The sequence below is a fragment of the Chryseobacterium sp. Leaf394 genome, assembly GCF_001424105.1.
Lineage (GTDB): Bacteria > Bacteroidota > Bacteroidia > Flavobacteriales > Weeksellaceae > Chryseobacterium.
Map to the genome: position 1 here is coordinate 1,397,502 of NZ_LMQH01000011.1, position 22,874 is coordinate 1,420,375.

The following is a 22,874-nucleotide window of genomic DNA, read 5'->3' on the forward strand; positions in this document are numbered from 1 at the left end:
ATTACGATGCTTTTTTTATGTTCTAAATTCAATTTTTTTCAATTGCAAACCATCTCAATTTTCCACCTGCTATGAGATTGTGAATTTCTTATTCCTAAACAGGAATATATTCGTGTATCACTAAATTTAAAGCACCAGATAAGAACACTTCAAGGCGTGAATTATGATGAAATAAGGGATAAGAGTGTAGAATAAAAAAAATAAAGTCTTCAGGGACTGATTTAACTGGAATATTAGGTGAGCCAGATACTTGTGTTAAAGGTTTAATCAACCTGCAGCACTCAACTTTCAAATACATTATTGCAATTGAAAATTGAGTGTTAAAAAAACTGTAAGTTTTATTTCTGTAAAATTTCCCTCTAAAACAATCAGTTAATCTGATAATTTTCTATATAAACCCGTATTACAAAGTGAACGTAGTCCTCATCAGCTTCTTTCTGTCTGATGAGTTTATTTTTGTACTGGTACGAGTTTAGAATTTCCATTAGATTTTTGTACTTCTCCAAATCTTCACCTTTCAGCTTAACACGGCTGTTTCCCTCACGGGTTTTTATAAGCTGATCATCTAACGTACGCACTTTTAGAATAGAATCACACAAAATGGGATTCCGGCTCATAATTCCTTTGTATCTGTCTATAATATTTATTTTGAAGGTATCAAATGTGATGGTATTATAATAGATATTTGAGGTCTCAGACTTTGTATTGAGTACTAATTTATAATTCATGGCAGTAAATACTAAAGTTCCCTCCTAATATAAACTAAGGGGGATTTTGAAAAAATATATTTTAATAATGGTGTAGAATAGACACTTTGTTACAGATCAGCAATTATTGTGCCCGAAAGCTAATATTTACATGAGTTTTTTCATCACTGTCTTCTACGAATTGCAGTGATTTTCTGACATACAACTTTTCATTCATGATTACTAATCTTTATAGGTGTGTAGCTATTTTTTTGTAAAAATACCTAAATAAATTAATATATGCATAATAATCGTTTTGTTTGGTGGCACTGTTCCTCTTTTTATATACTGAAACAATTTTTTTGACAGGTAAACTGGCAATTAGATGAACAAAAGGTAACCGCTATTCAGCATCTCACTGTATTTTCAGCCGTATCAACTCCCGACCCAATATTAGAAAGAATCAATTTCTTAAAATTTAAAAGACGACAGCGATCTGCAGAATAAAAAAGATATGAGAAATAGGTTGATCATTTTATTTAAAAGCTAAGCATCGTTAAATCTTTCCTCAAAGCCAATTATGTAATTTTAATTCAATTTATTTTATAATAATTTAAAAAATATTTTAATTAGAAAAAACCTGGAGTTTTGATACTTTGGTTTTCAGTTCGTTAAAGTTTAAAATGTAGTATATTTTCTCTGAATTCCGCCTGATTTTAGACATCAAAGCCTTTTGCTACTGCTAAAACGGTACGCAAATTGAAAGGAACATGGCACATATGTAAACTGTACCGGTTGGTACTTCCTAGAAAAATTCAAGCGGAGACTCTTGTATGGTCTTCTGAATTTTCCGATTAGTTTTATTCAATAAATAATTTAAATATAGTATGAAATCAAAATTAGCAATTTTATCGCTGGCAATGGCGATACCTGCCACTCTGTGCGCACAGGAAAACATGTCTCAGGATTCTTTGTCAGAATATCCAAACACTTTCAGTTCAGGATCTTCCAATGTTTCGCCTTTCACACAATCTTCTAAAAGATTCAACGACTGGTCAATTTCTGCCGGTGCAGGTGTTCCGTTAATGCAATCTGCAGATTTAACTTCAATTAAAAACGGAAACGGTAAAAATCTTTTTGGATATTCAGCTTATGTGAGTATTAACAAAGCAATTACGCATGCATTCGGAATTAATCTTCAGTACGACAGGGGGGAGACTCGTCAGGGTTTTTTCAATACTAAAGATGCCGCTCCTGCAAATGCTTCTTCAACTATGCAGGTTGGTGCAAGAACACAATACGATGCACTTTCAATTTTAGGGGACATCAACCTTTCAAATCTAATGAGAAGAGTTGATAACAAATCGCCGTACAGATGGGCTTTACATGCTTATGGAGGTGTAGGATCTCTGGCATACCGTGCATATCAGAAAGATGAGAACGGACAGAGATTAATGACTGAAATTAAACCATTTAAATTAAATTCCTTCTTCGGACAGGCGGGTGCCGGTCTTAAATATAAACTGAATAACAGACTTGATCTGGAAGGAAGAGTAATGTATGTCGTTACTACTGATGACCAGTTTGACGGTGGAGGAGAACCATACAGCGCAATCAACAAAAGAGAAGATCAGGTTTCTGATAATTTCTTCAATGCAACACTGGGTCTTACGCTTAACTTAGGAAAGCATGATTCACATTTAATGTGGCATGACCCAATGCAGGAAATCTACTACAAACTTGATGTACTGGCAGAAAAAAATCAGGATATTACGGTTTGCCAAAAAGGAGATATGGATGGTGACGGCGTTTGCGATGACTGGGACAGACAGCTTGATACTCCTGCAGGAGCGAGAGTTGACGGTGCCGGCGTAGCATTGGATGTGGATCTTGATGGTGTTATTGACCTTTACGACAAATGTGTAACTGTTCCGGGACCAGTAGAAAATAACGGCTGTCCAACTGAAGAACAGGGACAGGGAACAGTAACTGAAAACGAAACAAAACTTGACGGAATTGAATTTGATCTGAATTCAGACAGAATCTTACCTTCAAATACACCTATTCTGAATAATGCTGTAAGCTACATCAATTCTTCTGAAGGTGGTTTCACAGTAGTTGGAGCTACAGATACAAGAGGTTCTGAAGCTTACAACAAAAATCTTTCTGAAAAAAGAGCAGGAAACGTAAAATCTTATCTGATTAAAAACGGCGTACAGTCTTCAAAGCTTGAATCTGTAGGAAACGGAAAAACAGACCTGAAATATCCGGAATGTGATCCCGCTTCAAAATGTCCTGAATGGAAAAACAGAGCAAATAGAAGAGTGTATTTTAAAGCAAAATAAATATTGTTAACTTCTAATTTCTTGAGCTGTCACAGTTTGTGGCAGCTTTTTTTGTCTAAATGTGTTGATTCGTTTTTGCATATCAATCTATCAGGAGAAAATTATACAGTATAATGGCGACAGTTTTAAATACTAAAACACTCCAAAATCACAATGATTCGGAGTGCCTTCAGCTAAAGTCTGAACTCTAGTTTTTAGTTAATCAAAAATAGAAAATTGCAAGAATTTAAACCTATGATTACAGTCATCGCACTACAAGATTCACATTCACTAATTACCTGTCATAAACGTCAGATATAACGCCAGTACCGATTACTCCTGAATTATCCGAAATTTCGAAATCCATTCCAGTATACAATTTACTCAGAAAAGATTCAGCATTTATTAAAGTTATCTCCACAGTAACAGAGTCGCCTGGGAAAATCAGCTCTGGTTCCTCAAAATTATGACTTCCGAGGTATGCCTGAAGCTCAAAAGGAAATTGAAATGAAGTGCGGAATCCCGTAGAAAATGGGTTTACAACTCCACCATTCTCGGTTAAACTATAATGAATAAGGGCTGTAAAGTGCGAAGTTTTTTTCATATAAAGCAAATGTAGAAAAATATGATCAGTACCCAAAATTCTCATCTGTATGTCTGCATTCAGATGAGAAAAAATGATTAAGATCTTATCTTTGATACATTCACTGCTAATCTTTAAAAATCACATTGCCCGGTAATTGTGTAATGGTACAGCTGTTGCAGGTAAGATTAAATACCAATCAAAAATATTATGACAAATCAAGAAACTGTTTCAGTATTGAATGATCTGCTGAACATCACGATGGATCGCATCAAAGGATTCAACAAAGTAGAAGAAAAAGTTTGGGATACCCATTCTCACCTGAAAAATGACTACGAAGAAATGGTGGCAGAATCTGAACAGATGAAAACCGATCTCATCAACTGTATTACTGAGCATGGCGGAGAATACGATGATTCGCCAACCGTAAGCGGAACTGTCCACAGAGCGTGGATCGACGTCAAAAATGCCTTCACACCTAATCATGCAGAATCTACCCTTGAAAATGTAGTTTTTGGAGAAAAATCTGCAATTGCCGCTTATCAGGAGGCTTTGCAAGGTGATAAATTATCTCCGGAAAGCATTTTGCTTGTTCAGGATCAACATCAGAAGCTGCAAAATTCTTTTGTGAAATTTCAAAGTCTTGAAAATTAGGTAAAACAGAATTTGCTGATAAAAAATTTTCATCCTTAATCCTGGTTGCTTGGCGGTCAGGATTATTAATTAAGATGATATCATTCTAAAAGTTGATTTTAAAAATTAAAAAAATAATTTAATTTTATATATGATTTGATCAGTCTCAGATTAAATCCTTTTTGTTTAATTTAAATTACAATCAGAATTTTCCTGTTTTAAGAAGATATAATTTATCAGACAGAATAGTTTTACTAATTTTAATAATGAAAAATGTTCAGTCTAAAATTAAATTTAATTTTAAATAATGCCAATAAATCAATTACCTCCGGACGGAGGAATGCTATACGCAGAAACCGATATGTCTCAACTTTTTCCTGAGCCCTTAAATGCTGTCACCGCAGTGTTTTTTTTAATTTTGGCAATTTTCTGGACCGTTAAAATTAAGGATAATTTTAAAGCGTATCCCTTTTTGACCTACTGCCTGATTTTATTATACATCGGTGCCGTAGGGGGAACTGTTTACCACTCATTCAGACAGTGGCCGGTATTTATTATAATGGACTGGCTGCCAATCATGTTGCTGTGTCTGTCTGCCGGATTTTATTTTATAGCAAAAAGTACGAGATGGTACTATGCTGTTTTAATGCTACTTGGATATGTGTTCCTTGTGTTTGCTTTAAGAAACTGGATTCTGATTGATAATACGTCCCTTTTCATCAATCTCAATTATGCGATGATGGCCTCTTTCGTGCTTTTTTCAGTGCTGAAATATTTGATGTTTACCCAATGGAAAGCTGGGAAATGGGTAGGTTTTGCTCTGTTGTCGTTCGGCCTTGCACTTACTTTTCGTGTAGCCGATAAATGGAATCTTTTCAGTTTCGGTACTCACTTTTTATGGCACACTTTCGGAGCAATTGCGACATTTTGTATGTTCAATTATATTAATCTTACATTAAAAAAAACAGTAAAGTCTGATAATTGAAAAATATTCAGACTTTTGTTCCTGTTGTTTTATCAATTATTTTCTTCTTCTGAGGCGTTTGATTTGCTAAACTGATTACTTTTAAATAATATTATTCTCTTTCAAAAGTGCTCCCAGCTGAAACAGAGTAGTTGCATTGTATTGTTTTCGGATGATGCGCAGTCTTTTTTCAATCATGCTTTCGCTGATTTTTACAGAATCATTTTTCTTCATCAAATCTGAAATTTCAAGTATTTTAAATCCCTTCGCAAGGTAATTTACTATAAGCCGGTCTCTTTTTTCCATTTTGTAAAACTACGGTAATTAAACATATATACCTTGATGAGTCAACAATTTAACGTTTGTTGAAATACTGTTACACAGTTAACCATAATAGGTCTTAAAGATTATCCCAATCTATCCTTCCAATCCTGCTTCATCTCAGCGTACTCAGGATTTTCTTCAGCCTCTTTCCATTTTTTATAGAAAATTTCTGCTGATTTTGCTTTTTCGGGATCACCGGTTCCCCGCTTCAATGGCTCGTAGTCATTATCCTGATCGTATTTTTTTCCACCTTTATAATTGAAATACCTGCGGGCTCTGGTAAATCCCATCTGGAGATATTTTCTCGCCATGTCGGCTCCTACAAAATCTTTTTTCTGCAGATACTCAAGAAATAGTGAATAGATCTTTTCAGAGCTTTCTACAGCAATTTCTTCATTTTTAAAACGCCAGTATTTTCCGATCTCAGTTTTGTAAGGTTCACAAATTAAAACGCCTTGTTCGCCTTTTCCTACCCGATATAATTCAGGATGCTTCCGGTAATCGATATCACGTTTCCATGCATAATCTTTTTCATTGAAATTAAGATAACTGGGTTTCTGCTTTTTCATACTGTAAAGTCAGCAAAGCAGATGCCTAAGAAGTTTGGAATATGTTTAAATCCTTCCATTAAAATTCTTAAAATTTTAAATCAAAAATATTTTGCAATCACCTTTAGGCATAAAAATGGTTTCCTGTAATCTGCACCTCAAAATCATTTACAATTGAATCATTCAGAAAATTATAACAGCCTGAAACTGTATCAGCAGGCACTAGACTCCTCAAACTCCGGAATTATTATTACCGACAACAGTATTGAGGATAATCCAATCATTTACTGTAATAAAGCCTTCGAAAAAATATCCGGATATTCCAGAAAGGAAATCATAGGACACAACTGTCGTTTTCTACAGATGAATGACAGACATCAGAAGGCCCGGCAGCAGATCAAATCATCAATTATTAAAGAAGAAGAAAGCAGGGTAGTGATCCGGAATTACAGAAAAAACGGAGATCTCTTCTGGAACGAACTGTTTATTTCACCTGTAAAGGACGATAATGGAAAAACGACCCATTTTATTGGTGTGCAGAACGACATTACGCCTCAGAAAGAAGCTGAACACGAACTCAGAGAAGAGAAAGCCAACGTGGAAAAGAAGGTCATCGAGCGAACAAAAAAACTGAAAGAAGAAGAGATGTTTCTCTCCAGTATTATCCAGACAGTACGCGAAAGTTTACTTGTGCTGGACGAGAATTTTCATGTGTTGAGTGCCAACAATCATTTCCTGAAAACTTTTAAAGTTTCTTCTGAAGAAACTATCGGCAAATTGCTTTACGAGCTGGGAAACCACCAGTGGGATATCGAACTGCTGAAGGATCTTTTAATTAAAATTCTTCCTACCAGCAACCCTGTTATCAACTTTGAAGTGGAACATGATTTTCCGTATATAGGAAAAAAGGTGATGATTCTGAATGCCTACAGAATAGAGTTTGAAGGTCAGTACAAAGACAGAATTCTTCTGGCAATAGAAGATGCTTCTGAGCGCCGCGAGATAGAGAAAAGGAAAGATGATTTTCTGTCTATAGCCAGTCATGAGCTGAAAACACCGTTGACAACCATCAAAGGTTTGGTTCAGATATTACAGAGATTCTCCGGAGAAGGCCTCAGCGAAAGATATTCAGAAACGTTAAATAAAGTTGCCGTACACGTAGACAGGTTAAACAATCTGATTACTGATCTTCTTGATACTTCCAAAATACAGTCAGGAAACATCGAATCTCACATGGAATCCTGCGATATTTCAGATCTGGTGAGCAACTGCGTGGAGAGTTTTCAGATAGGAGAGGAGGGGCACAAGATCATTTTAAGTGGAGACGATGAGATTATTGTCAACATCGACGAATCCCAAATCACGCAGGTCGTGAACAATATTATTGCCAATGCCGTGAAATATTCTCCAAAGTCTAAATCAATTTACATCAACATTTCAAAAGTCGCAAATTTCGTAAAGGTTTCCGTGAAAGATGAAGGTTTGGGTATCAGTCACAATGATAAGTCAAGAATATTTGAACGTTTTTACAGAGCAGACAGTACACAGAAACAGTATCCTGGAATGGGTATCGGTCTGTACGTCAGCCAGAAAATTATAGATAATCACAAAGGAACAATATGGGTGGAATCTGAACTCGGACACGGTTCTACATTTCATTTTACCCTACCTCTAAAAAACAGTTAGAAAATGGAAAGAGAAAACATGAAGATAATGATCTGTGACGATGATCAGGGAATTTTAGATGTATTGGAAATGTTACTTGAACCGGAAGGATTTGAGGTTTCAAAAGAAATTGACAGCACATTACTTTTTGACAGAATAAAAACAGAAAAGCCGGATCTGCTACTTCTAGATCTATGGATGCCCGTGCTTTCCGGCTATGATTTAATTAAAAAAATACGGAAAGACCGTGAAGTTAAAAATCTTCCGGTAATCGTTCTTTCTGCCAGCAGAAACGAGAAAGACATCGCTTTGGAAACCGGTGCAAATCATTTTATGGCAAAACCTTTTGATATAGAAGAAATTATTTTGTTAGTAAACGAATCGCTCGGCAGATAGCTGATTCAAAAAATATTCAAATCAAAATCTCTCTGTACTTTACAGGGAGATTTTTTTGTAGAATCTGCATCGAAAAAGTTCTACTTAAAGTATGTGAGTACTTGAAGCTGAGTAGAAAACAAAAAAACTCCTGACAAAAATTGATTTGTCAGGAGTTTTAAAAATGATTTTTTTGAAGTTCAGATTTAAATCACATATTTCTTGAGACCTTCCATGATTCCCTGCCACAGCATACTGAAAAAACTGCGTTCCGGTTCTCGCTTTTTATCGATGACTACGTGATCCGGTTCACCTGTCGATTCATTTTTTACAAACCAGTTGGCAACAGTGGTCAGAAGTTTCCGTTCTTTCCCTTTTTTGTTAAGAAGATTAACATACATATCATTATATTTAAAGTAAAATCTTCCGGCAATCCCGTTTGAATCTCCGTAATAATCAAACTTTAGATAATCGATCTGTCCGTCGAGAGTTACATTAAGATAAGGTCGTACAAAAAGGTTTACATTTTCCGCTGACAGTCTCTGAATATTTCCTTTGATGGTAAATTTGTCAGCTTTATCGAGTACATCAAACTTCCAGTTAACGTCCGTATGAGCATTGTCATAGAAGTCAAACTCAGCATCTGTGCTGATAACCGTTGGACGACCTCTGACCTTGCCATTATTTACGTTTGCAATATTCGCATTGAAATTGCTGAATATAATTTTACCGGGAATATTACTGTTGTCCGCATCCTCTTCATAGACCAGTTCAGAATTTTTCAAAACCACATTCTTTACAAAAAGCGGCATTTTCATATCGCGCAGTTTTTTGCTGAAAAGATATCTTACAGCAATGTCATCAGGCGGTGCAAGATCATGGTAAATATTGCAGTTCAGCCCATCGATAAAGACTTTGTCTATGTCAATAATGCCACTTTTACCAAAAGATGTATTCCGGTCATGAACTGAAATTTTTTTAGCTTTAAGAGTATAAAGATCAGTTTCCTTGGCGATCACTTTGCTGAAGGCCTGTCTGGAATATTTAGGTAAATACTGAATGTCTGTAACATCCGTTTTTTTCCCTGAATTAATGATTTCAGCTACTTTTAAACTGTAATACTTTCCCGCATCCAGATTGATTTTTTCTGCCTTAACGTAATGGGTCGACGAAGTGAAAGGCAAAGATCCTGTCAGTGTACTCGGATCAGCTTTTACACTGTTTAATTTGATATTAAATCTTCCGACAGAAAGTTTTTCTTTTGAATTTGCAGTCTGTCTGATCTTTCCGTCAGTGATACTAATGTAACCAATCTGAGCCAGAAAATCAGGAGTTGCACCTTTTTTTGTTTTAGACTGAGTTTTTTTTGATGCTGAAACAATCTGAATTTCTGGTTGATCAATTTCTATTCCTGCAAAATTTAAGTTGAGTTTCTGCCCCTTGAAACGGCTTGTATTTTTTAAGATCCTGAGCTGTTTTGTAGATACCGAAAAAACATCCTTCACTGCGCTTCTGCCTAAGGCAATCATTTCAAACTGATCAAGAATAATATCTGAATTTTTTGAAGTAATTTTTGAAACTTTTATTGCCTGTAAAGGATCTGTTTTAAAATAAATATTTTCTGCTTCAAAATCATGATTGGTAAACCTGAACGGAATTTTTTCTTTCACAGTATTTTTATCAAAAACAATATCGCTGAGACTAAAATTGAAATTATCAACAGATGCTGTCTTCTCCTTATTCGCCTGACTGACGGCAATCTTACCATTTTTAAAGTTGATGTTTTTCATCCCAATTTTCATTTCAACCTCTTTAGGATTGCTGTTTTTTTCGACAACATTTTTGCCTGTCGACATTACTTTAAGATCAGGTTTAATAAACGATACCTGCGAAACGATGAGTGAATCCTGACTTACGTTAAAATCTCTGGCGACAAACTGTTCAGATGCAAAATCGAAAACATTTTTAGCATTGTATTTTGAGGGATCCTGCAAAGGTTTAAGACGGAAAGCATTTAAAGTTAAAACTTTATTATCGGTAGTGATTTTATCTGCGTCAATCTCATAAAATTCATTCACACCAATTTTCACCTCCGATGCATCGATATTGATTTTTGAAAAAGCCAGAGGAATTTTTGATGAACTTTCACTCTGTTTAATATCATGAATGTTGATCTGAATATTTTTTCCTCTGAAAACAGGTTTTCCTTTCGCATCAGAAACATTTGCAGTAACATTTTTTATTTCAACAGCATTCACATGCAGGTCAAGTGGTTTTCTTTCTTTCACCTCCTTTTTTTTTGGAGCTGCAATCCGCATTGTGATGTTAGAGTTGGTAAGAATGATTTTATCGGCTTTGTAAGATTTCTTAAAAGCTGCAGCAAAAATACCAAGATCGGTAATTACAATCTTCTCTGCATTTCCGTCAATCTGTGTAACTGACTTGTCTGAGGAATTTTTTGTAGAAATATCAACATTTAGAATTGAAATATTTCCTTTAAAAAGACTCAGTTTGAAATCTGCTAACTTTACGTTGTAAGGAGTTTTACTGCTGACTAAGGATGGAAGCTTTTTTTCAAGATAATATTCCAAGGCAAACGGGAAAAGAACTGCTAAAGCTACAATGACAGCGGCAATAGAAATCAGCCACTTGCGTCGGCGGCCTGAAGAGGGTAGTTTTTTATTTTTCATCGGTGAGAATCTAAATACGACTTAACAAAACGTATTCCAATTATTTAGAGGGAAATAGGTGTGATAAATAAGTGCATAAAAAACGGCACAGAATTTACACTTTTGTACCGAAACAAAAATGAGATGTAAAAAAAATGATCTTATTTATACAGACGGAAAGTTCAGTCTTTTTACTTATAAAAACTGTTTTCAGAAATAAAATGAGGAGAAATTAAATATGTAAAAAACTATTTACGGGCGATAATTTCCTGAATCTGCAGCAACAGATGATCTATATCAAAAGGCTTTGAAATAAATCCGTCTGGCTGACAGTCATCAGCAAAATTTTTAAGCTGAGCATGAGCACTCATAATAAGAACCGGAATTTCTGCGTTTTCCCGGCTGGTTTTTATTTGGCTGCAAAGGTCGATACCTGAACCATCGGGCAACATCACATCAAATAAGTACAGATCAGGCTTTTCTTCTTTATTTCGCTGATCAAATTCTTTTACATTCTCAAACGACTGCACAGAATAATCTTCTGATGTCAGAAATATTTCAAGGATTTCTCTTATGGAATCATCATCTTCTACGATGTAAATTTTTCTCATATTTCGATATTGCAATAATAACACCAATTGGCTATCGATTGACCAATTTTTTGCGCGTAAAAATTTTAAGTTGTTTTATGAAAGGTTCTGGATTGAATCTGAAAGGGAATTTTGCCCGAAAAAGTCAATATTTTGAATTTCAAATTTCAAGAATCTAAAATTCATAAGTTCTTTTCTTTCAATTTAGATTTTTGAATCTTTGTAGAAGTTACACTATTTCCGCAGCAACGCCTCCTTTAGCATTGTTGAAAATCAGTTCGGCTTCATCAAAAAATATATTAATGGAAATTTCAAATCCGTTTGCCATAAAAAATGTAACCCGTCCTTCATTGTTGTAGCTCAAAAAGCCGATGTGATTGACATTGATAATCACAGGTTTTCCTAAGGCCTTGGCTCCTTCCAGAGCATTCGGTCTCTTTAAATTTTCGATTAATGAAGATTTAATATAGATTAAACCGTCTGATGTAGAACGTATTTTTGGCATAGTTCTGCAAAAATAAGCAAATTTGCATTAACCCAATATGATTTCAGTTCATGTTGGAAGCAGTGCATAACAGTTAATTCTGCTTGAGCAGTTATGGTATAGAACAGAAAAAAATTTTTATCCACAAAAAATCTGTCTTTTCAGATTTTGAAAGACAGATTTTTTATAATTAAAATAATGTTTTTAAGAACGAGTCAGATAGCTTTGGCAATTGATTCTGTGATGATTTCTGCAGCGGTATCACAAAAATCCAAACCGGAATAGTCAGGATTGAGACCACCGATGTACGCTACAGACATGATGTAAAGGTTTTCTCTTACTTTACCGTAAGAATCCAGTGCCTGAAAATTATCGTTGATGCTGAGCCCTTTTACTTTGAGATAATAGTGATCGCTGCTTCCTTCCATGATCATTTCGTTCCCTTTTTTCAAAAGATCTAATGCGTGATCTGAATTTTTAAAACTCAAATATCCTGATGATACTACACCTTCATTTTTCAGACCTTCAAACGGAAGATCATTAATGTTCATTGCGCGTTGGCCTGTGGCATCCACATACATTTTATAAATTAACTCTTTGTGCTGACCGTCATTATTTTTGAATCGGTAAACTGCACCTTCCTGATCGTGAGGTTCCACAGTACTTTGAGAATCTACGTTGCTCAAACTGATAATTTTCGCATCATATAAAGCAATAATTTCACGGTAGGAAGATTGTGGAAGTGCCGCGATAACGATTGAAATTAAAGGCATAAGTATCTTAGTGAGCCTCAACATATCTTCTGCCGAAAAATGTTTTGCAGGATAATTCATCGCGTAGCTGAACGATGTCAAGGCTTCCTTCCAGCTGATTGACTGATGTCTTTTAATAGATTTTTCAGCTTCAGTATATTCTGCCTTAAATAGTTCGAAGCTGTCAAGCTCTTTTCTGAGTTTCATCATTTTTGTGACAAATTCCTCGATAGATAAATCTTTGATTTCACTGTAAAATTCTGGATCTCTTTTTTCTACCACCTTTTTAAAATTAAGATCAAAAACATAATCGAGATCTACAAAACCACCGTGTGTCTTTTTATATTCATAAATTTCTTTCAGAGACATTTTCCAGTCTGTGGAGAATGCTGCATCTTCAGAATGAAAACGCAGTGCAGGCAACAGACCGCTTAAAGAATAGAGATCTATCCTGAAATCCTGAGCATCTTCGTTCAAAGTATATTCAAGCTTATCTTCACTGAACATCGAAAATTTACCATTCAGCCGCGAGAGCGTTCTTATAATATCTACTGCCGTGAGAGAAGCACCTTTTACAGCTATGGGATAATTAGTTGTTTCAGAAAATTTGGAAGGTGGATAGGGAGAATCAAACCATCCTTTGTGTTTTCCTTCAAAAGATTTTGTCCACTGATGTCCCGTGCTCAGCACTACCACACTGGCAGCATATTTTTCACCTTCACCGGCAATCACCGTGTATGAAAGGTCATTATTACACTGAATGTCAGTCACCTTTGTATCAGTCATCGTAATGACTTCTGTTCCCTGACTCTTCGCTAATTTGATCAGTATTTTGAACTGATTTTCAAGGTATCTGCCTAAAATAAGCCTTGGAACCACCTGATCTCTGTTTATTTTTCCGTTTGTTTTATAATCGCCGAAGTTTCCCAACTCATTTTTATCTATAAACTCTTCGATATCAGTCACCAATTCAGGAATTTCATTGGCAGAAATATTGGCGACATGTTCTCTTCCTGCACCCGAAGCTCCGTAGGGCATACCCATTCCAAGATGTGGATTCTGTTCAAAAATAATTATTTTTCCGGTTTTTATTTTTTTAGCAGTTGCATGTTTCAGAAAGAAGAGTGCTGCAGGTCCGCCACCAATGAGGGCTACAGTCTGAGAGTCGGTATTTGGCATAACAGTGTTTAGTATGAATATCAAATTTAGCTTTCAAAATGCATACCTTTATTGGAGCTTCATATTTATAAATTAAATAACAGATTATGATTACAGTCACCGCAAATAATCATAAAGACTGTAATTTTTAACCGTATGATGTTTTTTCTCAGTCAATCTGAATCCAGACAGGTGCATGATCGCTTGTTTTCTCCCAGGATCTCACTTCTTTATCAACTCCGGCACTGACAAGACTTTCTTGCAGGTAAGGGCTCAGTAATATATGATCCAAACGCATTCCCGCGTTTCTGCGAAAAGATTCGTACATATAATCCCAAAACGTGTAGACCTCTTCTTCAGGATACATTTTCCTCAGAGAATCTGTCCATCCTTTTTTTAGCAAATCCTGATAAGATTTTCTTACCTCTGTGCGGAAGAGGGCATCATCTTTCCATTTTTCAGGTTTATAGACATCATCTTCGGTGGGAATAATATTAAAATCGCCGATTAAAATTGCCGGAAGATCCATTTTAATCAGTTGATTTGTTCTCCGTTTAAAACGTTTAATCCAGTTCAGTTTATACTCAAATTTTTCACCCGGATAAGGATTTCCGTTTGGCAGGTAAAGGCAGCAAATGACCGTTTTGTTTATTATTGCCTCAATATATCTGCTTTGCAGATCGTCACTGTCGCCCGGTAAAGTGTTCTGAACTTCGGTAATCTCGTATCCTTTTGAAAGAATTGCAACACCATTCCAGCGTTTTTCACCTTTCCATATAGCCATATAACCGGCTTTTTCGATTTCACCTATCGGAAATTTATCCTGTGGGCATTTCAGTTCCTGCAGACAGACAATGTCTGGTTTCGCTTCTTTCAGCCAGCGTAGCAAAACAGGAAGCCGACCGTTGATACCGTTTACATTATAAGTTGCAATTTTCATCAGAAAGAATTTATTTGTAAAATATCACAAACGATGTTCCAGTTCCTTGATGTATCAAAAAAAATCCAAAACCTTCTGGCTTCGGATTTTAAATATTAAAAACTGAACATTTTATTTAACCTCTAAAATTTAATTTGAAAATTATTTCTTAGCTTTTAAAGAGAAATTATCAACGTAAACAGCCTGATGAATACCGTTCAGCATTACTTTAAGACCTATGTTGGCATCTTTTTTAAGAACGATGTCAAAAGTTTTTTTAGCACCATCAATTTTCGCAGCCTTTGTAACAGCATCATAGGATTTAGCGTCAGAAATGTTATTAACAGAGAAAATTTCAAGGGTAGTTTCTCCTCCGTTGTCTGAAGCATCAAGGGTGAGCGTATATTTTCCCGCCTTAATTTTCGGAGTCATCAAAAACATTTTCTCCCTTGGATTTGTCATTGAATAAAAGACCACTTTTTTATCTTTAGAATAGATCATTGCTTTTCCCTGCTGAGCAGTCCAGCATTTATCAATATCCTTCCAGCCGTCAAAATTTTCTGAAATTGCGCTTACCGTTTTGCATTGCGCATTAGACATTACCAATCCACCTAAAACAGCCAGACCTGCAAATACAATTTTTCTCATAGTTTACTAAATATAATGAGGTAAAATTACTCAAAACAGCTGGCATCCCAAAGTAATTTAGAATTAAAATAAATTAATTCTTAGTCATAAGTTCAAATTTAAGTAAAATTAGGTAAAACATTCTGATAAGAAACAGCAGCAATAAACCTTAATTTAGTCTCTACAGAAGATTCTATAAAATAAAAAACAGTGAAGTCTTTTTTTCTAAAGTTCACGCATCATTCTGAAAGTCAGATTGATTCTTTCTCTCATCGGTTGGCTTGATTTGGCAATTCTGTGTTGCCAGTTTTCCTGTAAATCGCCTTTCATAATCAGTAACGAGCCGTGCGGTAGAGGCAGGCTGTACCTTCTGCTGTGATCGTCCATTTTTCTGAAATCGAATTTTCTGGTTTCTCCCAAACTAATGGAAGCAATCACAGGTCTTTCGCCATATCTTTTTTCTTTGTCCCGATGCCATGCTACAGAATCATTATTATCACGGTACAAATTGAGCAGAACAGAATTGAATTCATAACCGAATTTACCTTCAATTTTTTCTTTGAGAGATAGTAATTCGGGTGTCCAGCTGTTGACTTCAAACTCGCTTCCGCCCAGTTTATAAGCTTTTTCACCGTCACCGTACCAAGCTGTCAGACGCGGTGTAAGAACGGTTTTATCGTACATTTTCTGAGTTCTCTGCTTCCATGGACTTTTTGAAAGAAGCATCGCATGAAGAAGACTGGCCTCCTCGGGCGTGAGGAAGTTTTCCCTGAATTCCAGAAGATCAAGCGGAAAATTATAATATTCTCCTGAATCAAATAAACTGAGCTGTCCCATTATTTTCTGACGTTTTTAGTTCAAAGAGTTTTTAAAGTATTTTTTCCATCTGTGTAAAAACAAAATCAAATAAGATTTCGGTATTCCTAAGTATTTTTTTTCAGAGTTTGGATTTCAGATCTCAAAGTTTCAAACATGGTTCTGATCTCCTTGTATTCCAGATTTTCAATTTGCAATTCTCTGGTGTTGATGCTGCAGGCAAATTCCCAGATTTCATAGACTTCTTCCCACCTGATTTCGTAAGGTTCATAGAATGTATTATCTGAACTCACAAAACTTCCGAAGTCATTCTGATGTGAAAATCTTTTGTAAACGATGCCGTCTTTTGTAATAAAGATGTAGGTCTTTCCTTTTCTTAAATCTTTCCTGTCTTCTACATATTTTCCAACGATAAAAGTACCGTCATTGTAGGGTGGCATCGAATCTCCATCCGCAGGGAAAGCCCTGAATTTGCCATTTCTCAGAAACGGAAGCGAAAGATGTTGCAGGCTTTCAACAAATTCCGGATCATTATAACCGCTCAGATAGCCCATGCTTGCCTTTTGGGGAACGATTTCAATTCTGTTTTCTCCTGTCTGATCAACTTTTATTGGTAGCAGGGTTCTGTTGTTTGGCAGATTAACAAGATCTTCCAAAGCATATTTTTTCAGATCGACCGTAACCAAAAGGTCAATATTGACCTTAAAATATTTTGAAAGTTTAATCAGAAGCTCAACCGGCGGCTCTGATCTTCCTTCTTCATAGGTGGAATATCTGCCACGGGTAATCGAGATTTCATCAGCGACCTTCTGTTGGGAAGCTTTAATCTTATCTCTTAAAAATCTGATATTTTCTGATAAAACCGACATTGCTATAAATTACAGCAACAAAGATAAATATTTTGCAACAAATTACAGCAGTAGTATAAATTATTTTTCAAAAAAAATCTCTCCGGAAAAACGAGAGATTTGTGATTCATGAAAAATGTATTGTAAAATTTCTGACAAACTTTTCAGTAAAGAATTTGTGTTTCCGGAAATATTTAATTTAGATAAAAGCCAGGTCTACTTAAGTATGATCTGATAGTATCCATTGGAATCTTTTACATCGATGGCAATTCCTGTGAAAGTGAGTTTATTGATCTGAAAACCGTCACACCCACCTTTGAACTCTGATGACTCGATAGAGAAATTGAAAGTTCTGACGGGGGAATAAAACGTGTAATTTTTTGTACCATTGTACGCTCCCACATTTTCAAGAACGATTTTGTCGTCATCGGTTTTGGCAGTCTTCACACCAACCTGGTTTTCGTCGCTTATGGAATAGGGGTTTAAAGTCCCGTTTGTTATAAGATTTTCTCCGTCTGCATTTACAAATTCGAAGACAATCGGAAGGGGAGCATTGTAGCATTCTTCACCGCAGGAAGTCAACATAAATGTGACCAGAAGAAAAAAAAATAGTTTTTTCATATCGTTACATTAATCCAGTTATGTAAAGATAATCATAATTTGTTTACATGCCTTTAAAAAGATATTTTACATCCGGAAGATCAATTTTTATGTTTAAATTAAAAGTATTTTCTCTTTAGAAAGTCTTTATTAAACATACGAGGATAAATAAATCTGTGTTAAACCTCAGCAAAATGTATTGCTTTGAAAGAAAAACGATTTACTTATATTTGCCCGCAAAGCAAATCAAAATGTTCAACAAAGCAATTACTGTATTCATCCTTGGCTTTTATTCGGTATTTTGTTCGGCCCAACAGGTTCGACCTTCAAAATCATCTGAAATTTACCGCGACCTCAAAACTCTCAAAAATATTCCTAAAGTTTTATATCTGGCAGCTCACCCCGATGATGAAAATACTGGATTACTCTCTTGGCTGATTAACGAGCAAAATGTGGAAACGGGTTACCTATCGTTAACAAGAGGTGATGGCGGTCAGAATTTATTGGGAACAGAACAGGGAGCTGCTTTGGGTTTGATCAGAACGCATGAACTTTTAGAAGCAAGAAAGTTAGATGGCGCCCAACAGTTTTTTACTCGCGCGATTGATTTTGGATTTTCTAAAAATACGGCCGATACTTTTAAACAGTGGAATGAGGACACAATTATTGCTGATGTCGTTTGGGTCATCCGTAAATTCCATCCTGATGTGATCATCTGTCGTTTTCCGCCAACTGCAGCGGCTGGTCACGGACAACATGCGGCTTCGGCTGTGGTTGCTGAAAAAGCTTTTAAACTGGCAGGCGATAAAAACGCTTTCCCTAATCAATTAAAATATGTGAACGTATGGCAACCAAAACGTGTGTTGTGGAATACTTTCCGATTCGGGTCTAACAATACCACTGCCGAAAATCAACTGAAAATTACCGTTGGGCAATACGATGCGCAGTTGGGAATGGGCTATGGTGAACTGGCAGGATTAAGCAGAAGTCTGCATAAAAGTCAGGGTGCAGGAACGCAGTCTGTAGCCGGAATCAAAACTGAATATTTCAGTCACGTTGCCGGTGATCCTGCAGAATCAACCCTTTTCGATGGAGTAACAAAAACCTGGACTTCACAGGGAAGCAGCGATATTGAAGAATCATTAAATAAAATCATTTCTGCTTTCAATTTCAATCAACCTGATCTGAGTTTGCCCGCTTTGCTTGCGTTACGAAAAAAGGTCATGACGCTAAAGGATTCAGACCTCAAAAAGGATAAAGTAAAATCTCTTGACCAAATTATTTTAAGCTGTGCCGGATTTATGGGTGAGGTCGTGACCAATCAGGCTGAAGCTGTGGCCGGAGATCAGTATAATTTTAGATTAAATTTAATTTCAAGAGCTGAAAATCCTGTTGTTTTGGAAAATGTAGAATGGTTGAATCAGTCAGAAAGCTTTACCAGGAAACTGTCAAAAGATTCTTTAATCACCATCGAATATAAAATTCAGATTCCTGCTGATGTAGCACTTACTGAGCCTTATTGGTTGGCAAAACCTGCCACGGACGCAGCCACTTTTTCTGTTCCGAATGAAACTTTAATTGGTTTGCCGGAAGCAGAATCTCAGCTGAATGTTTTGCTTGATTTAAAAATCGGTACAGAAAAGTTTCAGGTGAGACTTCCATTGTCTTTCAAAAAATTAGATCCGGTGCGGGGTGATGTGGTGGAGGCCTTGCGTATTATTCCTGCCTTAGAACTGAAATTTGCTCAGCCGTTATATTTAATTAAGGAAAATGAAGATTTGAATTTAAGCTTAAATTTTAAGGTTAATTCAAATAAACAGTTCAATAATGGAAAAGTCAATCTAATGTTTAACGGAGAACGGTTAGGTGGCGGGGACTTAAAATCAATCAATGGTAAAGAATTTACAGTTGATTATGTTGTTCCGAAAACCAAGCTTGCCTTAATCAGTTCGAACCGTTTGCAATTGGATGCCAATTTTGTTGCAGATGGAGTAAATTACAATAAAAAACAGGTATTAATTCAATATCCGCATTTATCTTCTCTTCAATATTTTGCGCCTGCAACAGTTGCTGTAATGAAAGGTGATATTCAGGTGAAGGTTAAAAAAGTAGGCTATGTAGATGGTGCAGGCGATTTCATTCCTGAGTTTCTGCGCATTGCCGGTATTCAGGTAGATGTCCTGAAAGATGCAGATTTCTATGGGAATCCGGATCTATCTGGCGGAAACGGAAGTCTCAGCAAGCTTTCGCAATACGATGCGATTGTATTGGGAGTTCGTGCCAATAACACGGAGAAAAAACTGGGGCGCTGGATGCCGTTTTTATGGTCTTATGTTAAAGCCGGTGGTAATCTAGTGATGCAGTACAATACCAATCAGGATACAACAGTTGACCAATTGGGAATGTATAACTTCAGCATTGCCAATAAGCGGGTTACGGAAGAAAACGCTACAGTTAAGTTTTTAAATCCAAATCATAAATTACTGAATTATCCGAACAAGATTTCAGCGGAAGATTTTAATGGTTGGGTACAGGAGCGTGGTGCTTATTTCCCTGTTCAATGGGATTCGGCGTATGAACCGCTTTTTGAAATGCATGACACCGATGAAGAGCCTTTGCAGGGATCAACTTTATATGCCAAATACGGAAAGGGGAATTTTATTTACACGCCGCTGGCATTTTTCAGACAGCTGCCTGCCGGAAATGTGGGCGCTGCACGTTTATTTTTAAACTTTTTATCTGCACAGAAAAACTGATGAGCAATCAATTTAAAAACTGGAACACCTGGTACATATTACTGGCTGCCGCACTGGCAGTTCAAATCATATTTTATTATCTGTTTACTAAATTCTGGGCATGAGTACTATAGATTGGACAGTTCTTATTTTTACACTGGTTGCAGTGGTGGTTTACGGCGTATGGATTGGTCGTGGCCAAAAAAGCAACGAATCCTACCTGAAAGCAGATAACAAAATGCCCTGGTACATCGTGCTTTTGGGCATTATGGCTACTCAGGCAAGCGCGATTACATTTCTCTCCGCCCCGGGACAGGCCTATACAGACGGAATGCGTTTCGTTCAGTATTATTTCGGTTTGCCTCTGGCGATGATTGTGATTTGCATTACTTTCATCCCAATTTTTCAGCGTCTAAATGTTTACACGGCTTATGAATATCTTGAGAACCGTTTTGATAAAAAAACAAGAGTTCTTACTTCTTTGCTTTTTCTCTTTTCAAGAGGTTTGTCAACGGGAATCAGCATTTATGCTCCGAGTATCATTTTATCAAGCGTTTTAAACTGGGATATTTATTTAACCAATGTTTTAACGGGTGGAATTCTGTTGATTTACACTTATGTTGGCGGTGCAAAAGCAATCGCTCACACGCAAAAATTACAGTTTCTCATTATACTGGGTACGATGGCATTTGCAGGTTATTTACTTATTCAAAATATGCCGAATGGAATTGGTTTTAAGGATGCCCTTTATCTGGCAGGGAAATCCGGAAAGCTCAACGTCATCACCACAGAATTTGACTGGAAGGATAAATACAATATCTGGAGCGGATTGATTGGCGGTTTTTTTCTTGCACTTTCCTATTTCGGTACAGACCAAAGTCAGGTTGGGAGGTACATCACTGCGAAAGACAATACCAACGCAAAAATGGGCTTACTATTGAATGGATTGGTTAAAATTCCGATGCAGTTTGCTATTCTGTTGATTGGTGCTTTGCTCTTCGCATTCTTTTCCCTGAAACCGGCTCCGGTTTATTTTAATGAAAGGTCTTATCAGCATTTAAAAGAAACAAAACCTGAACAGGCTTCGGTTTTTGAAAAAGAACATCAGGATTTACAGGCAAAATTTAATTTAGAATCGAAGGAAATTTTAAAATTAAAAGAAAACAACTCTCCTCAGCTTAACAAAAAAATTCAGGATTTTAAAAAAACTCAAACCCAGGTGAAAGATTTGCATGGAAGGGTAGAAGAAGCTATTAATAATTCAAATTTTAATGCCGAGAAAACGGATACCAATTACATATTCCTTTATTTTGTAAAGAACACTTTGCCTGTAGGAATGATCGGATTACTGTTTGCCGTCATTTTTCTGGCCAGCTGGGGTTCAATTTCCGCAGCGCTGAATTCGCTGGCCGCCTGCTCATTAAAAGATGTTCATTTAATATTTAAAAAAGAAATTCCGGATGATGCAACTGAATTGAAGTACAGTCGATTACATACCTTAGCGTGGGGAATATTCTCGATCGGTGTCGCGATGTTTGCCACTCAGATGGGTTCACTGATTGAAGCTGTGAATGTTTTGGGATCTCTTTTCTACGGTCCGATTTTGGGGATTTTTCTGGTTGCATTTTACTTTAAAAAAATTAAAGGTTCGAACGTTTTTATCTCGGCGATTCTGTCAGAAATTACAGTGATTACCATTTACAATTTCGATATTGTTTCTTTCCTTTGGCTCAACGTTATCGGAGCAGCGGCAGTGATTATATTTTCTGCAATAGGATTGATTTTTTATAAACCGAAAGCAGTACCTTCGTAAAAGAATAAACAAATAAAAATATTAAGAAAGCAATGATTAAATCTGCTACCATGGTTTTAGCTGCAATGACGATTTCAGTCAATGCATTTGCTCAGGAAACTAAAAAGCCCGCCAGCCCGCCAATGACGGCTACCGGAAAAGTTAAAGATGCCAATATTACAATTGCCTATAACAGTCCGTCTGTGAAAGGGCGTACAATCTGGGGTGATTTGGTACCTTATGATAAAGTTTGGCGTGCGGGAGCAAATGATGCCACCACTTTCGAAACCAGTAAAGATATTACTGTTCAGGGTAAAAAACTTCCTGCCGGTAAATACAGTTTTTTCTTGGTTCCAAAAGCATCCGGAACATGGACTGCGGTTTTCAACAAAGAGTCAAAACAGTGGGGCGCTTACAAATACGAAGAATCTAAAGATGCTTTGCGTGTAGATGTTAAAACAAAAGCTCTAAAAACAGCACAGGAATCTTTGGTTTATAAAGTTAACAGCAATGGATTCACAATGGATTGGGATAAAATCTCGGTTCCGGTTGAAATAAAATAATTCTTAGTTTAAGAAATTTAAATCCCGTTGATGCGGGATTTTTTTTGTTTAAAAATCAAAATAGAATTCATTTTGATTGTCTTTAAATTTAAATGCCTAAACTGAAAGTAAATTTAGATTTTGTGAAAAGAAAATAGAATCAGACAGTTTCCAACTTATAAGTAAAAAGCAGTTTACCGCTCAAAAAAGGTTCTGAATTTGTTATCATTAAAAAAAAAC

Annotated in this window: 21 protein-coding genes; 8 read left to right on the forward strand and 13 right to left on the reverse strand. The window is 36.2% G+C overall.

Going from position 1 to position 22,874, the window contains the following annotated elements:
* Window positions 1-368: 368 nt before the first annotated feature.
* A complete protein-coding gene (locus ASG21_RS10870) occupies window positions 369-728 on the reverse strand; it encodes a hypothetical protein (protein WP_056079611.1) in 360 nt (119 codons plus the stop codon).
* An 845-nt stretch (window positions 729-1,573) separates the two neighbouring features.
* Between ASG21_RS10870 and ASG21_RS10875 the strand changes: the two genes are divergently transcribed.
* Window positions 1,574-3,031, forward strand: a complete 1,458-nt coding sequence (locus ASG21_RS10875) for an OmpA family protein (RefSeq protein ID WP_056079614.1) — start codon at window positions 1,574-1,576, stop codon at window positions 3,029-3,031.
* 274 nt (window positions 3,032-3,305) lie between these two features.
* Here the strand turns inward: ASG21_RS10875 and ASG21_RS10880 are convergent, their stop codons facing one another.
* A complete protein-coding gene (locus ASG21_RS10880) occupies window positions 3,306-3,614 on the reverse strand; it encodes a hypothetical protein (protein ID WP_128414279.1) in 309 nt (102 codons plus the stop codon).
* Between the two features lie 189 nt (window positions 3,615-3,803).
* Between ASG21_RS10880 and ASG21_RS10885 the strand changes: the two genes are divergently transcribed.
* Window positions 3,804-4,247, forward strand: coding sequence for a PA2169 family four-helix-bundle protein (locus ASG21_RS10885; RefSeq protein ID WP_056079619.1), 444 nt, complete (start codon window positions 3,804-3,806; stop codon window positions 4,245-4,247).
* Between the two features lie 286 nt (window positions 4,248-4,533).
* Window positions 4,534-5,211, forward strand: coding sequence for a hypothetical protein (locus ASG21_RS10890; RefSeq protein WP_056079621.1), 678 nt, complete (start codon window positions 4,534-4,536; stop codon window positions 5,209-5,211).
* Window positions 5,212-5,292: 81 nt separating this feature from the next.
* Here the strand turns inward: ASG21_RS10890 and ASG21_RS10895 are convergent, their stop codons facing one another.
* Both ASG21_RS10895 and ASG21_RS10900 read right to left on the reverse strand, forming a co-directional pair.
* The gene (locus tag ASG21_RS10895) at window positions 5,293-5,496 is read right to left on the reverse strand and encodes a hypothetical protein (protein ID WP_056079623.1); all 204 of its coding nucleotides are present in this window, start codon (window positions 5,494-5,496) and stop codon (window positions 5,293-5,295) included.
* Between the two features lie 101 nt (window positions 5,497-5,597).
* Window positions 5,598-6,083: a DUF4385 domain-containing protein gene (locus tag ASG21_RS10900; RefSeq protein ID WP_056079626.1), complete on the reverse strand. Its 486-nt coding sequence runs from the start codon at window positions 6,081-6,083 to the stop codon at window positions 5,598-5,600.
* A gap of 153 nt (window positions 6,084-6,236) precedes the next feature.
* On the opposite strand from ASG21_RS10900, the gene ASG21_RS10905 reads away from it, so the two are divergent.
* Window positions 6,237-7,748 carry a PAS domain-containing sensor histidine kinase gene (locus ASG21_RS10905; protein WP_056079628.1) on the forward strand — a complete coding sequence of 504 codons (1,512 nt, stop codon included), beginning with the start codon at window positions 6,237-6,239 and terminating at the stop codon, window positions 7,746-7,748.
* Window positions 7,749-7,751: 3 nt separating this feature from the next.
* Window positions 7,752-8,123, forward strand: coding sequence for a response regulator (locus tag ASG21_RS10910; RefSeq protein ID WP_056079632.1), 372 nt, complete (start codon window positions 7,752-7,754; stop codon window positions 8,121-8,123).
* A 185-nt stretch (window positions 8,124-8,308) separates the two neighbouring features.
* On the opposite strand, the gene ASG21_RS10915 is transcribed toward ASG21_RS10910, so the two are convergent.
* The 9 genes from ASG21_RS10915 to ASG21_RS10955 all read right to left on the reverse strand — a co-directional run bounded on the left by ASG21_RS10915 (window position 8,309) and on the right by ASG21_RS10955 (window position 17,586).
* On the reverse strand, window positions 8,309-10,792 hold the full coding sequence (locus ASG21_RS10915) for a hypothetical protein (protein WP_056079635.1): 2,484 nt from the start codon (window positions 10,790-10,792) through the stop codon (window positions 8,309-8,311).
* A 227-nt stretch (window positions 10,793-11,019) separates the two neighbouring features.
* Complete coding sequence (locus tag ASG21_RS10920) at window positions 11,020-11,382, reverse strand: response regulator (RefSeq protein WP_056079638.1); 363 nt, start codon at window positions 11,380-11,382, stop codon at window positions 11,020-11,022.
* Window positions 11,383-11,590: 208 nt separating this feature from the next.
* Window positions 11,591-11,866, reverse strand: a complete 276-nt coding sequence (locus ASG21_RS10925; protein WP_056079641.1) for a hypothetical protein — start codon at window positions 11,864-11,866, stop codon at window positions 11,591-11,593.
* 194 nt (window positions 11,867-12,060) lie between these two features.
* Window positions 12,061-13,776: an FAD/NAD(P)-binding protein gene (locus ASG21_RS10930; RefSeq protein WP_056079645.1), complete on the reverse strand. Its 1,716-nt coding sequence runs from the start codon at window positions 13,774-13,776 to the stop codon at window positions 12,061-12,063.
* A 148-nt stretch (window positions 13,777-13,924) separates the two neighbouring features.
* Entirely contained in the window at window positions 13,925-14,695 is a 771-nt protein-coding gene (gene xth / locus ASG21_RS10935) for an exodeoxyribonuclease III (protein ID WP_056079648.1), read from the reverse strand.
* A 141-nt stretch (window positions 14,696-14,836) separates the two neighbouring features.
* Window positions 14,837-15,322, reverse strand: a complete 486-nt coding sequence (locus ASG21_RS10940; RefSeq protein WP_056079650.1) for a hypothetical protein — start codon at window positions 15,320-15,322, stop codon at window positions 14,837-14,839.
* 204 nt (window positions 15,323-15,526) lie between these two features.
* The gene (locus ASG21_RS10945; RefSeq protein WP_056079652.1) at window positions 15,527-16,138 is read right to left on the reverse strand and encodes an alpha-ketoglutarate-dependent dioxygenase AlkB; all 612 of its coding nucleotides are present in this window, start codon (window positions 16,136-16,138) and stop codon (window positions 15,527-15,529) included.
* Window positions 16,139-16,224: 86 nt separating this feature from the next.
* Window positions 16,225-16,986 (reverse strand): LexA family transcriptional regulator, encoded by a 762-nt coding sequence (locus ASG21_RS10950; protein WP_056079655.1) that lies wholly within the window; start codon window positions 16,984-16,986, stop codon window positions 16,225-16,227.
* Window positions 16,987-17,181: 195 nt separating this feature from the next.
* Entirely contained in the window at window positions 17,182-17,586 is a 405-nt protein-coding gene (locus ASG21_RS10955; protein WP_056079659.1) for a membrane lipoprotein lipid attachment site-containing protein, read from the reverse strand.
* Between the two features lie 230 nt (window positions 17,587-17,816).
* Between ASG21_RS10955 and ASG21_RS10960 the strand changes: the two genes are divergently transcribed.
* The 3 genes from ASG21_RS10960 to ASG21_RS10970 all read left to right on the forward strand — a co-directional run bounded on the left by ASG21_RS10960 (window position 17,817) and on the right by ASG21_RS10970 (window position 22,655).
* Window positions 17,817-20,321, forward strand: a complete 2,505-nt coding sequence (locus ASG21_RS10960) for a PIG-L family deacetylase (protein WP_056079662.1) — start codon at window positions 17,817-17,819, stop codon at window positions 20,319-20,321.
* 100 nt (window positions 20,322-20,421) lie between these two features.
* The gene (locus ASG21_RS10965; protein WP_056079665.1) at window positions 20,422-22,113 is read left to right on the forward strand and encodes a sodium:solute symporter; all 1,692 of its coding nucleotides are present in this window, start codon (window positions 20,422-20,424) and stop codon (window positions 22,111-22,113) included.
* Between the two features lie 32 nt (window positions 22,114-22,145).
* Window positions 22,146-22,655 carry a DUF2911 domain-containing protein gene (locus tag ASG21_RS10970; RefSeq protein ID WP_056079668.1) on the forward strand — a complete coding sequence of 170 codons (510 nt, stop codon included), beginning with the start codon at window positions 22,146-22,148 and terminating at the stop codon, window positions 22,653-22,655.
* The last annotated feature ends 219 nt before the right edge of the window (window positions 22,656-22,874 follow it).